This window comes from Bradyrhizobium sp. BR 10289 (assembly GCF_019455385.1).
GTDB lineage: Bacteria > Pseudomonadota > Alphaproteobacteria > Rhizobiales > Xanthobacteraceae > Bradyrhizobium.
This window is the reverse complement of sequence record NZ_JACOFR010000017.1, coordinates 151238-164246: the sequence shown is the minus strand read 5'-3', so window position 1 is coordinate 164246 and position 13009 is coordinate 151238. Positions and strand designations below refer to the sequence as shown.

Genomic DNA, 13009 nt, shown 5'->3' with positions numbered 1-13009 from the left:
CCCCGGCTCTGCAGCGCACCGCTGAAGAAGCGCTGCGCTGCGTCCGGGGCACGAGGGGAGAGAGCGGTGCAGCCCTACAAAAAGCTCTGCGGATCGACGTCGACTTCGAGCTTCTGGTTGCCTTTCGGCTTCGGGCACACCGCGAGCCAGTTGCGTAAGTAATCCGAGAGGTCAAAACCGCGCGCCGATTTCACCAGGATGCGGAAGCGGTAGCGGCCCTTGATGACGGCGAGCGGGGCTTCGGCGGGGCCGAGCACCACGACGCGCTCGTCGCGCGGGGCGCGTGCCACGAGCTGGCGGCCGAGGCCCTCTGCGCTCGGACGATCGCCGGCGGAAATGATCAGGCTCGCGAGGCGGCCGAATGGCGGATAGAGCGTGCGTTCACGCAGGTCGATCTCGCTGTCGTAAAAAGCCTCGCGGTCGCAGGCGATCAGCGCCTTCATCACGGGGTGATCGGGCTGGTGGGTCTGGAGATAGCCGACGCCGCGGCCCTGCTCGCGGCCGGCGCGGCCTATCACCTGATTGAGCAATTGCCAGGTACGTTCCGCCGCGCGCGGATCGCCATTGGACAGGCCGAGATCCGCGTCGACCACACCGACCAGATTGAGTCGCGGAAAATTGTGGCCTTTTGCCACCAGCTGCGTGCCGATGATGACGTCGACGCGCCCCTCCGCGATCTCGTTGAGCTCGCTGCGCATCGTCTCGATGGAGGTGATGAGGTCGCTCGACAGCACCATGGTGCGCGCATCCGGGAACAGCGCCGCGGCCTCCTCCTGCAAGCGCTCGACGCCGGGGCCGACGGCGACCAGCGATTCCTCCGCTGCGCAATGCGGGCAAGTCGGCGGGCGCGGCATCGAGAAGCCGCAATGGTGGCAGACGAGGCGCTGGCGAAAGCGATGATCGACCAGCCAGGCATCGCAGATGGTGCAGGCGAAGCGGTGGCCGCAGGCCCGGCATAGCGTCAGCGGCGCATAGCCGCGGCGGTTGAGGAACAGCAGCGCCTGCTCGCGCTTCTCGATCGCCTTTCTGATCTCGCCTGCGAGCCGCGGCGAGATATAGCGGCCGCGCGCCGGCGGCTCGCGGCGCAGGTCAATGGCTTCGATATGCGGCATGTGCTGGCCGCCGAAGCGCGAGGGCAGCGCGATGCGCTGATAGCGGTTCTTTCGCGCGTTGACTTCGGACTCCACCGACGGCGTTGCGGAGGCCAGCACGATCGGAATCTTGGCGATATGCGCACGCACCACCGCCATGTCGCGGGCGTGGTAATGCACGCCCTCGTCCTGCTTGTAGGCCTGGTCGTGCTCTTCATCGACGACGATGAGGCCGAGATTGGCGTAAGGGAGAAACAGCGCCGAACGCGCGCCGACCACGACGGGCGCGGTGCCCTCGGAGATCGCGGCCCAATTGCGCGCGCGGGTGCGCGGTGTCAGCTCCGAATGCCATTCGATCGGCCGCACGCCGAAGCGTTGCGCGAAGCGATCGAGGAACTGGCCGGTGAGCGCGATCTCCGGCATCAGGATCAGCGATTGCCTGCCGCGACGGATCGTCTCCGCAACGGCCTCGAAATAGACCTCGGTCTTGCCCGAGCCGGTGACGCCGTCGAGCAGCGCGACGTGAAACGTGCCGTTGGCAGCGAGCGCGCGCATGGCATCGACGCCGGCGCGCTGCAGCGGCGAAAAATCCGGCCGGCCGAATTCCGGATCGGGCGCGGGCGGCGGCGGAGGCGGCGGCATCGGCTCGACCGTGAGCGTGCCTTCGTCGACGAGGCCGTCGATCACCCCTGCGGAGACGCCGGCTTCCTTCGCCGCCTCGGACTTGCCGTGCAGCAGCCGGTCCGACAACACCTCGATTACGCGCGCCCGCGCCGGCGTCAGCCGTTTGGGAGGATCGCCTGTCAGCCGCACGCCGGGACGGACCCGCTCGGGGCCGAGATTCTCGCCCATCCGCAGGCACATGCGCAGCACCATGCCGCGCGGGCTCAGCGTGTAATTGGCGACCCAGTCGACGACGGAGCGCAGGTCCGGCTTCAGCGGGGCAACGTCGAGCTTCTCGCTGACTTCCTTGAGACGGTTGTGCAGGCGCGGATCGGGATTGGCGTTTTCGCCCCAGACCACGGCGAGGACCTCGCGGGGCCCGAGCGGCACACCGACGAGATCGCCCGCCTTCAACTCCATCCCGCGCGGCACCTTGTAGGAATAGGTCTGGTCGAGCGCGACCGGCACCAGCACGTCGACCATGCGGGTCGCGTTGGCGGGGGCGGTCGTGCTGCGCGACGAATGATCCATGAGGGGAGAATCGGAACCTTGGGCGTTCAGGCTAGCGCGCGAAGGCGCCTTAGCGAACAGTAAACCGGTCTGATGCGATATACTGAGCGGAATCATTCCGTCCAGAGCGCATGAGCAAAGCGGCCGTTCCACAAATCGAGCTCGCCAGCGCCGATCCCTCGATCGCGCAGGAGATGACGCGCTGGCTTTCGCATCTCGGCGCCGAGCGGCGGCTGTCGCCGAAGACGCTGGAAGCCTATGCCCGCGACCTCAGGCAGTGCCTGGATTTCCTCTGCGCCCATTGGGGCGAGCGCGTGACGCTGGCACGGTTCTCCGCGTTAGAGGCCACCGACGTGCGCGCCTTCATGGCGATGCGCCGCGCCGACGACATTGCCGGCCGCTCCCTGATGCGCGCGCTGGCGGGCCTGCGCTCATTCGGCCGCTTCCTCGAACGCGAGGGCAAGGGCAAGGTCGGGGCCTTGTCCGCCATTCGCGCGCCAAAGGTGGCGAAGAGCCTGCCGAAGCCGCTGCCGATGGCCTCGGCAAAGCGTCTGGCCGATGCCGACGAGCGCGCCGGCGAAGAGCGAGAGAGCTGGGTGCTCGCGCGCGACGCCGCGGTGATGGCGCTGCTCTATGGCTCGGGCCTGCGCATCTCCGAAGCGCTGGGATTGAAGCGCCGCGAGGTGCCGCGGCCCGGCGAAGGCGACGTGCTGGTGGTGACCGGCAAAGGCAACAAGACCCGCATGGTGCCGGTGCTGCAGAACGTGCTCCAGCTCGTTCAGGACTACGTGTCGATGTGCCCCTATCCGCTGCCGGCGGAGGGTCCGATCTTCGTCGGCGCGCGCGGCGGCCCCTTGAGCCCGCGCATCATCCAGCTCGCGATGGAGCGGTTGCGCGGCGCGCTTGGGCTACCCGACAGTGCCACGCCGCATGCGCTCAGGCATTCCTTTGCCACGCATCTGCTTTCACGCGGCGGGGACTTGCGCGCGATCCAGGAATTGCTCGGCCATTCCTCGCTCTCGACCACGCAGATCTATACCGGCATCGATTCCGAGCGGCTGCTGGAAGTCTATGCGAGCGCGCATCCAAGGCGCTGACGAGCCGCAAGCGGGGCCCAATCCTGACATCAAGCTGTCATGCCGTGCATGCCTCTTGCGCGGCAGCAGCGGTTCGGTCAATCGTTGCGGAACCGAACCGGAGGGGAATCATGAGCGCACATGAAAGCATGGAGCATGCCGAGCACGCCGAACACGCGTCCGGCTCGAACAAGAAGATCGCCCTGCTGATTGCGGTGCTGGCGCTGTTCCTGGCGATCTCCGAGACGCTCGGCAAGGGCGCGCAGACTGAATCGATCAGCAAGAACGTCGAGGCCGCCAATCTCTGGGCGTTCTTTCAGGCCAAGAGCATCCGCCGCACCGTGGTGCTGACCGCGTCCGAACAGGGCAAGCTGACGCTCGCCGGCACCGCCGACGACGCGCAGAAGGCGCTCGTGCAGAAGCAGGTCGACGACTGGACCAAGACCGCGGCGCGCTATCGCTCCGAGCCCGAGACCGGCGAAGGCACCGAGCAGCTCGCCGAGAAGGCCAAGCATGCCGAGCACGAGCGCGACGAGGCGACCGCGAAGTATCATCATTTCGAGCTGGCCTCGGCCGCCTTCCAGATCGGTATCGTGCTGGCCTCGGCCACCATCATCACCGGCATGTTCGCGCTGGCCTATGTCAGCGGCATCCTGACGCTCGCCGGCCTTCTCATGACCGCGCTCGGCCTGTGGTGGCCGCATCTGGTGCATTTGCATTAATCGGCGTTCACAACGCCGCGCTCTTTATCCCGTCATCCTGAGGTGCGAGGCGCGCGAGGCGGAGCATCGCGCGCGGAGCCTCGAAGGATGAACGGCCGATCTGCCGTCACGCGGAGACAGCCGGGCCGTCGCCCTTCGAGGGCCGCTGAAGAAGCGGCCACCTCAGGGTGACGGGAAAGACATGGTGGCAGCGTTCACCGCGCTTCGTGCACGCTCTTCCTGAAGCGCTGGATCAGACGCAGCGTGCGTGACGACCAGCCTTCGCCGTTGCCGGCGATGAGCTCGCGGATGCGGCGCTTGATGGGATCGACCAGCTCCGCGGCTTTTGCACGCAGCCGCATCACGAGGGCGTAGAGCCGCTCGAACCAGCCCATCTCCATCAGCTTGTCGCGCGTCACGTCGAAGACGAAGGCGGTGACGCCGACGCCGAGCAGCTTTGCGAACAGGAACGTGGAGACGCCGGTCAGCCAGTATTCATGCGTGAGCAGATAGAGGCCGATCAGCTTGAGCGGAAACAGCGGGATGATCGGCACCACGAACACGATCAGCGTCATCGCCGGCGGCAGCGCGTCGACGCGCTCCGTCAGCCATTGCTTGAAACGTGCGAGCGGGATGGCTGCGACAACCCGCGCGACGATCGGTTCGAGATGGTCCCACAGCCAGGCTTCGATCAGGAAGATGATCGCCAGCAGGACCCAGACCGGTTGAAGTAGGCGGCGCAGCATGTGTTGTCCCGCCCGATTCGTCTCGGGCCGAGACTACATATGGATGGCCCGCTTGCCGACCGCAAGCGCGGCTTCCTTGACGGCCTCGGACCGGGTCGGATGGGCGTGGCAGGTGCGCGCGAGATCTTCCGCACTTCCGCCGAATTCCATGAGAACGCAGGCTTCATGGATCATTTCGCCGGCCTCGATGCCGATGATGTGCACGCCGAGCACGCGATCGGTCTTCGCATCTGCGAGAATCTTCACGAACCCATCAGTCGTTTGGTTGACCTTGGAGCGGCCGTTGGCGGTAAAGGGAAATTTCCCGACGGTGTAGGCGACGCCGGCCTGCTTCAGCTCTTCCTCGGTCTTGCCGACGGAGGACACTTCCGGCGTGGTATACACGACGCCCGGGATCACATCGTAGTTCACGTGGCCGGCCTGGCCTGCGATGATCTCCGCGACAGCCACGCCCTCGTCCTCGGCCTTGTGCGCGAGCATCGGGCCTGCGACGACGTCGCCAATCGCATAGACACCCTTGAGGCTGGTGGCGAAGTGCGGATCGATCTGCACGCGGCCGCGCGGATCGAGCGCGACGCCGGCCTCCTTCAACCCGAGCCCATCGGTGTAGGGCACGCGGCCGATGGCGACGAGCACGACGTCGGCCTCTAACGTCTCGGCCGTGCCGCCAGCAGCGGGCTCGACCGTCGCCTTCAGCGTCTTGCCCGACGTATCAATGCCGGTAACCTTGGCGCCGAGCTTGAACGCAAAACCCTGCTTCTCGAGGATGCGCTGGAATTGCTTGGCGATCTCGCCGTCCATGCCGGGCAGGATGCGATCCAGGAATTCGACGACGACGACTTCGGCGCCGAGGCGCTTCCAGACCGAGCCGAGCTCGAGGCCGATCACGCCGGCACCGACGATCAGGAGCTTGCCGGGGACCTTGTCCAGCGCCAGCGCGCCGGTGGACGAGACGATACGCTTCTCGTCGATCTCGATGCCCTTGAGGCGCGCGATGTCCGAGCCGGTCGCGATGACGATGTTCTTGGTTTCGATCACCTGCGACTTGCCGTCGGCGGAGACTTCGACCTTGCCGGACCCGAGGATCTTGCCGGTGCCCTTGAGCACGTCGACCTTGTTCTTCTTCATCAGGAACTCGACGCCCTTGACGTTGCCGTCGATGCCCTGCTGCTTGAAGTTCATCATCGAGGGCAGATCGAGGGTGGGCGCGGAGACCTTGACGCCCATCTTGGCGAAGGAATGTCCGGCCTCCTCGAACATTTCGGAGGCGTGCAGCAGCGCCTTGGACGGCATGCAGCCGACATTGAGGCAGGTGCCGCCGAGGGTGGCGTTCTTCTCGACCACGGCGACTTTCATGCCGAGCTGGCTGGCGCGCACCGCGCAGACATAACCGCCAGGTCCGGTGCCGATGACGACGAGATCGTAGGTAGCCATGAGAGAAAGTCCCGTGAGTTTAGCGTTGTGTGGATGTGTCAGCGTCCGCGCGGCGCGTCAGCGTCCGCCGGACACATCGAGTGTTGCTGCGGTGATGTAGGACGCCTCGTCCGACATCAACCAGATGATGGCGTTGGCGATCTCGTCGGCGGTGCCGACGCGCTTCATCGGCACCATATGGGCGAGACGATGGTGCCGGTCGGGCTCGCCGCCCGAGGCGTGAATTTCCGTATCGATCAGGCCGGGGCGAATACCCGCGACGCGAATGCCTTCACCGGCGACCTCATAGCCGAGGCCGGTGGTGAAGGAGTCGATCGCGCCCTTGGACGCGGCATAATCGACATAAGTGTTGGGCGCGCCGAGCTTGGCCGCGACCGACGACAGGTTGACGATGACACCGCCCTGGCCGCCGTGCCTGGTCGACATCCGCTTGACTGCCTCGCGCGCGCAAAGGATCGAGCCGGTGACATTCACGGCCAGCACGCGCTGGATGCGCTCGGCCGACATCTCGTCGACGCGCACGCCGCTGGTGCCGACGATGCCGCCATTGTTGACGAGCGCGCCAAGCGTGCCGAACTTGTCGGCCTCCTTGAAGAGGTCGATGATGTCGCGCTCCTCCGCGACATCGCATTTCACCGCGATGGCCTTGCCGTTGCTGGCCTCGATCTGGCTGACCACCTCGTCGGCGGCCTTCTTGTTGCTGGCGTAACCGACGACGACGCGATAGCCGCGCGCGGCCGCCGCAAGCGCGGTCGCCCGCCCGATGCCGCGGCTGCCGCCGGTGATGACAACGACTTTATCGGTCACATCCGCCTCCATCATTCGACAAACGCCGTCGCCCATGCAGGCAACGGCGTTTTCAAAGCATTGGGGATCAGAGATCGAGCACCAGGCGCGCCGGATCTTCCAGGCTCTCCTTGACGCGCACCAGGAAGGTGACGGCTTCCTTGCCGTCGATGACGCGGTGATCGTAGGACAGCGCCAGATACATCATCGGGCGGACCTCGATTTTGCCGCCGACGACCATCGGCCGCTCCTGGATCTTGTGCATGCCCAAAATGCCGGACTGCGGCGCGTTCAGGATCGGGGTCGACATCAGCGAGCCGTAGATGCCGCCATTGGTGATGGTGAAGGTGCCGCCCTGCATCTCGTCGATCTTGAGCTGGCCGTCACGGGCGCGCCGGCCGAAGTCGGCGATGCCCTTCTCGATGTCGGCGATCGACTTGTGGTCGCAGTCGCGGACAACAGGCACGACGAGGCCCTTGTCGGTGCCGACGGCAACGCCGATGTGGTAGTAGTTCTTGTAGATCAGGTCGGTGCCGTCGATCTCGGCGTTGACGGCCGGAATGTCCTTCAGCGCCTGCACGACGGCCTTGGTGAAGAAGCCCATGAAGCCGAGCTTGGAGCCGTGCTTCTTCTCGAACGCATCCTTGTAGTGGGCGCGCAGCGCCATCACGTTGGTCATGTCGACCTCGTTGAAGGTCGTGAGCATGGCGGCGGTGTTCTGCACGTCCTTGAGGCGGCGCGCGATGGTCTGGCGCAGGCGGGTCATCTTGACGCGCTCTTCGCGGGCGGCGTCATCGGCCGGCGACGGCGCGCGCACCTGCACGGCGGCGGCGGGCTGGTTGACCGGGGTCGGCGCCGAAGCCGCACGCTCGATCGCAGCCAGCATGTCGCCCTTGGTGACGCGGCCGTCCTTGCCGGAGCCCGGAACGGTCGAGGCGTCGATGCCACTCTCGGCCGAGATCTTGCGCACGGACGGGGCGAGCGGCGCATCGGCCGGTGGCGCCTTCGCGGCCGGGGCCGGCGCGGGAGCAGCAGCCGCGGGCGCCGGAGCAGCAGCGGGCTTGGCGGGGGCGGCGGCGGGCTTGGCAGCGCCGGCACCGTCGGTGATCTGGCCGAGCAGCGCGCCGACCGCGACGGTCGCACCATCGGCGGCGATGATCTCGCTCAGCGTGCCGGCGGAGGGCGCCGGGACCTCGATGGTCACCTTGTCGGTCTCGAGCTCCACCAAGGGCTCGTCGACGGCGACGGCATCGCCGGCCTTCTTGAACCAGCGGCCGATGGTGGCCTCGGTGACGGATTCGCCGAGCGTCGGCACACGAATTTCAGTCATGGTCTTTTCCTTAAGGGATCGCCGGTGCGGTCATGAATTCCAGATGTCAGGCCCGCATAAAAGCAGGCCATCCAGGACACCGGGACGTTTCGCATTCACGAGAACGCCACGATGGACTGGATGCCCCGCCTCATCGACGGGGCATGACGCAGTTCAAAAAGTTCAGCTCAGTGCTTCGTCCAGGAACGCCTTCAACTGCGCCTGATGCTTGGACATCAGACCAGTCGCGGTCGCAGCGGAAGCGGCGCGGCCGACATAACGCGGACGCCGGCTCGCACCGTTCACCTGGTTGAGCACCCATTCCAGATAGGGCTCGATGAAGTGCCAGGCACCCATGTTGCGGGGCTCTTCCTGGCACCACACCACTTCAGCCTTCTTGAAGCGCGACAGCTCGGCCACCAGCGCCTTCAGCGGCACCGGATAGAGCTGCTCGACGCGCATCAGATAGATGTCGTCGATGCCGCGCTTCTCGCGCTCCTCGTAGAGGTCGTAATAGACCTTGCCGGAGCACAGCACGATGCGGCGGACCTTCTCGTCGGGGACGAGCTTGATCGCCTCGTTCGGCAGCATCTGGGCGTCATCGTAGAGGATGCGATGGAACGTGGTGCCCTTCGCGAGCTCCTCGAGACGCGAGACGGCCCGCTTATGGCGCAGCAGCGACTTCGGCGTCATCAGGATCAGCGGCTTGCGGATCTCGCGATGCAGCTGGCGGCGCAGCACGTGGAAGTAATTCGCCGGCGTGGTCGGATAGACCACCTGCATGTTGTCTTCCGCGCACATCTGCAGGTAACGCTCGAGACGCGCCGAAGAGTGCTCCGGACCCTGGCCCTCATAGCCATGCGGCAAGAGGCAGACGAGACCGGACATGCGCAGCCATTTGCGTTCGCCCGAGGAGATGAACTGGTCGAACACGACCTGCGCACCGTTGGCGAAGTCGCCGAACTGCGCTTCCCACAGAGTCAGCGTGTTCGGCTCGGCCAGCGAGTAGCCGTATTCGAAACCGAGCACGGCTTCTTCCGACAGCAGCGAGTTGATGACCTCGTAATGGCCCTGCTCGCTGCCGAGATGGTTGAACGGGGTGTAGCGGCTCTCGTCCTCCTGGTCGATCAGGACCGAGTGACGCTGCGAGAAGGTGCCTCGCTCCGAATCCTGTCCTGAGAGCCGGACGTGGTGGTTTTCGTTGAGCAGCGTGCAGAACGCCAACGCTTCGCCGGTCGCCCAGTCGATGCCGGTGCCGCCGTCGATCGCCTTGGCGCGGTTTTCCAGGAAGCGCTGGATGGTGCGGTGAACGCGGAAACCGTCCGGCACCTTGGTGATCTTCCGGCCGATGTCCTTCAGGATCGGAAGGTCGACGCCGGTGACGCCGCGACGCGCGTCCTCTTCCTGGTCGGCGATCTTGAAGCCCGCCCATTTGCCGTCGAGCCAGTCGGCCTTGTTCGGCTTGTAGGAGGTGCCGGCCTCGAACTCGGCATCGAGCCGGGCGCGCCAGTCGGCCTTGGCCTTGTCGACCTCGCCCTGGGTCATCACGCCTTCGCTGATGAGGCGGCGGGCGTAGAGCTCGAGCGTGGACGGATGCGCCGCGATCCGCTTGTACATCACCGGCTGGGTGAACGCCGGCTCGTCGCCTTCGTTATGGCCATGCCTGCGGTAGCAGAACATGTCGATGACGACGGGCTTGTGGAACTTCTGGCGGAATTCGGTCGCGACCTTGGCCGCGAACACAACCGCTTCCGGATCGTCGCCGTTCACGTGGAAGATCGGCGCGTCGATCATCTTCGCCACATCCGATGGATAGGGCGAGGAGCGCGAGTAACGCGGATAGGTGGTGAAGCCGATCTGGTTGTTGACGATGAAGTGCACGGAGCCGCCGGTGCGGTAGCCCTTCAGGTCGGAGAGGCCGAAGCACTCTGCAACGACGCCCTGGCCGGCGAACGCCGCGTCGCCATGCATCAGCAGCGGCATGACGGAGATGCGCATATCAGGCGGATCGCCGTGCTGATCCTGCTTGGCGCGCACCTTGCCGAGCACGACGGGATCGACGATCTCGAGATGCGAGGGATTGGCGGTCAGCGACAGATGGATGCGGTTGCCGTCGAACTCGCGGTCCGAGGAGGCGCCGAGATGATACTTGACGTCGCCGGAGCCTTCGACCGCGTCGGGATTGGCCGAGCCGCCCTTGAACTCGTGGAACAGCGCGCGGTGCGCCTTGCCCATCACCTGGGTCAGCACGTTGAGGCGGCCGCGATGCGGCATGCCCAGCACGATTTCCTTCACGCCCAGATTGCCGCCACGCTTGATGATCTGTTCCAGCGCGGGGATCAGCGACTCGCCGCCGTCGAGGCCGAAGCGCTTGGTGCCGGTGAACTTGGTGTCGCAGAATTTTTCGAAGCCCTCGGCTTCGACCAGCTTCTGAAGGATGGCTCTACGGCCTTCACGGGTGAAGGAGATTTCCTTGTCGGGCCCCTCGATGCGCTCCTGGATCCAGGCCTTCTGCGCGGCATTGCTGATATGCATGAACTCGACGCCGAGCGTCTGGCAGTAGGTACGCTCGCAGATCGCGGTGATCTCGCGCAGCGTGCCGTATTCGAGGCCGAGCACGTGATCGAGGAAGATCTTGCGGTCGAAATCGGCTTCGGTGAAGCCGTAGGTGCGCGGATCGAGCTCTTCGCGGTTGCGCGGGGCTTCGATGCCGAGCGGATCGAGCTTGGCGTGGAAATGACCGCGCATGCGGTAGGAGCGGATCAGCATCAAGGCGCGGACGGAGTCGCGCGTCGCCTGGAGCAGATCGGCGGAGGAGATGTCGGCGCCCTTGTCGCCTCCCTTGGCCTGCGCCTTGGCGGCGATCTTGGCACCGACCGCCTTCTCGACCTCGGCCCAATTGCCGTCGAGGGCGGAGGTGAGGTCGTCCTTCGGGGTCAGCGGCCAGTTGTCGCGCTCCCAGGACGGCCCTTCCGCGTTCTTGCGGACGTCAGCGGGCTGGTCGTTGAGGCTCTTGAAGAACTCCTGCCATTCGGCGTCGACCGAAGACGGGTCCTTCTCGTAGCGGGCGTAGATTTCGTCGATATAGGTGGCGTTGGTGCCCTGCAAAAAGGATGACAGGGCAAAGGCTGCGTTCGCGTCCTGGCGAGACATACTTGAGTTCCTGGCGATTTCGGTTCGCGCATAACAAACGGCGCTGGCGCCGAGCTCCCCGGCAGAGGCTCGGCGCGACAGGCACCCTTTACCCTATTTGCTGCGAAACTTCGCCCGGAAAAGCACGAAGAACTGAATTAGCCCTTCAATTTTTCGGCAAGCGTGTGGCCGAGGCGGGCGGGAGACGGGGATACTGTAATCCCTGCGGATTTCATCGCCTCGGTCTTGGAACCGGCGTCGCCCTTGCCGCCCGAGATGATCGCGCCAGCATGGCCCATGCGACGGCCGGGAGGAGCGGTGACGCCGGCGATGAAACCGACCATCGGCTTCTTGCGGCCGCGCTTGGCTTCGTCCTTGAGGAACTGGGCGGCGTCTTCCTCGGCGGAACCGCCGATCTCGCCGATCATGATGATCGATTCGGTCTTGGGGTCGCCGAGCAGCATTTCGAGGACGTCGATGAATTCGGTGCCCTTGACCGGATCGCCGCCGATGCCGACCGCGGTGGTCTGGCCGAGGCCTTCCTGGGAGGTCTGGAACACGGCTTCATAGGTCAGCGTGCCCGAGCGGGAGACGATGCCGACCGAGCCGGTCTTGAAGATATTGGCGGGCATAATGCCGATCTTGCACTCGCCGGCGGTCATGACGCCCGGGCAGTTCGGCCCGATCAGACGCGACTTGGACCCGGCCAGCGAGCGCTTCACGCGCACCATGTCGAGGACGGGAATGCCCTCAGTGATGCAGACGATCAGCGGGATCTCGGCGTCGATGGCTTCGCAGATCGCATCGGCCGCGCCCGGCGGCGGCACGTAGATCACCGAGGCGTCGGCACCGGTTTTCTCGCGCGCCTCGCGCACGGTGTCGAACACCGGCAGGTTCAGGTGGGTCGAGCCGCCTTTGCCCGGCGAGGTGCCGCCGACCATCTTGGTGCCATAAGCAATCGCAGCCTCGGAATGGAAGGTGCCGTTCTTGCCGGTGAAGCCCTGGCAGATGACCTTGGTGTTCTTGTCGATCAGGATGGACATGAGGTCTGCTTTCGCGAAACTAACGGAGTGAGAGGTCAGTGGATGCGGTGGTAGACGCCGGTGAGCACGTCGGCCCAGCCTTCCGCATCCGGCGAGAACTGAATCTTCAACGAGTAGGAATCCTCATTGATGATCTCGTAGACGTGGCGCGCATTGCCGCGGAGCGAGCCGCGCACCAGCGTCAGGGTCTTGCCGACCCACCCGCCGGAAGCAGGCGAGGGCGGCGTGTAGCCGAGCGAGTCGTACCAGAACAATTTGTAGGTCCGGTCGTCGCGGTCGTAGGTGAAGATGCCATGGGTGGCGAAGGCCTGCTTGCCGTCGCGCATCTGGACGCTGTCCTGGATCAGATAGAATCCATTGAGGTCCATGCGCGCGACGGTGCGCGAGGTCGCCGGCCCGCCTTCCGTCCAGCGGGACGGAAAGACCATCTCTTCGCCATTCCATTCGCCGGCGAACGCGGCGAGACGCGCGTGCTCGGCAAGCGGGGATGATGCGGAAAGATGGTCCTGGGTCATGGC

Annotated in this window: 10 protein-coding genes; 2 read left to right on the top strand and 8 right to left on the bottom strand. The window is 65.5% G+C overall.

The genetic code is table 11. The annotated features are described in order from the left end of the window. Positions 1-74 precede the first annotated feature (74 nt). Entirely contained in the window at positions 75-2285 is a 2211-nt protein-coding gene (locus HYH08_RS25495) for a primosomal protein N' (protein ID WP_220012582.1), read from the bottom strand. Positions 2286-2395: 110 nt separating this feature from the next. Between HYH08_RS25495 and HYH08_RS25490 the strand changes: the two genes are divergently transcribed. Then, a complete protein-coding gene (locus tag HYH08_RS25490; protein WP_220012581.1) occupies positions 2396-3361 on the top strand; it encodes a tyrosine recombinase XerC in 966 nt (321 codons plus the stop codon). Positions 3362-3471: 110 nt separating this feature from the next. Beyond that, on the top strand, positions 3472-4062 hold the full coding sequence (locus HYH08_RS25485) for a DUF4337 domain-containing protein (RefSeq protein ID WP_220012580.1): 591 nt from the start codon (positions 3472-3474) through the stop codon (positions 4060-4062). 194 nt (positions 4063-4256) lie between these two features. Here the strand turns inward: HYH08_RS25485 and HYH08_RS25480 are convergent, their stop codons facing one another. From HYH08_RS25480 to HYH08_RS25450, 7 genes are all read right to left on the bottom strand, one after another. Further along, positions 4257-4787 (bottom strand): hypothetical protein, encoded by a 531-nt coding sequence (locus HYH08_RS25480; protein WP_220012579.1) that lies wholly within the window; start codon positions 4785-4787, stop codon positions 4257-4259. A gap of 33 nt (positions 4788-4820) precedes the next feature. Continuing rightward, on the bottom strand, positions 4821-6221 hold the full coding sequence (gene lpdA / locus HYH08_RS25475; protein ID WP_220012578.1) for a dihydrolipoyl dehydrogenase: 1401 nt from the start codon (positions 6219-6221) through the stop codon (positions 4821-4823). 57 nt (positions 6222-6278) lie between these two features. After that, entirely contained in the window at positions 6279-7040 is a 762-nt protein-coding gene (locus tag HYH08_RS25470; RefSeq protein WP_220012591.1) for an SDR family oxidoreductase, read from the bottom strand. Positions 7041-7095: 55 nt separating this feature from the next. Further along, positions 7096-8337 carry a 2-oxoglutarate dehydrogenase complex dihydrolipoyllysine-residue succinyltransferase gene (odhB, locus tag HYH08_RS25465; protein ID WP_220012577.1) on the bottom strand — a complete coding sequence of 414 codons (1242 nt, stop codon included), beginning with the start codon at positions 8335-8337 and terminating at the stop codon, positions 7096-7098. 162 nt (positions 8338-8499) lie between these two features. Then, a complete protein-coding gene (locus tag HYH08_RS25460; protein ID WP_220012576.1) occupies positions 8500-11469 on the bottom strand; it encodes a 2-oxoglutarate dehydrogenase E1 component in 2970 nt (989 codons plus the stop codon). Between the two features lie 137 nt (positions 11470-11606). Continuing rightward, positions 11607-12491, bottom strand: a complete 885-nt coding sequence (sucD, locus tag HYH08_RS25455; RefSeq protein ID WP_220012575.1) for a succinate--CoA ligase subunit alpha — start codon at positions 12489-12491, stop codon at positions 11607-11609. Positions 12492-12526: 35 nt separating this feature from the next. Then, complete coding sequence (locus HYH08_RS25450) at positions 12527-13006, bottom strand: DUF1579 family protein (protein WP_220012574.1); 480 nt, start codon at positions 13004-13006, stop codon at positions 12527-12529. Positions 13007-13009 lie beyond the last annotated feature (3 nt).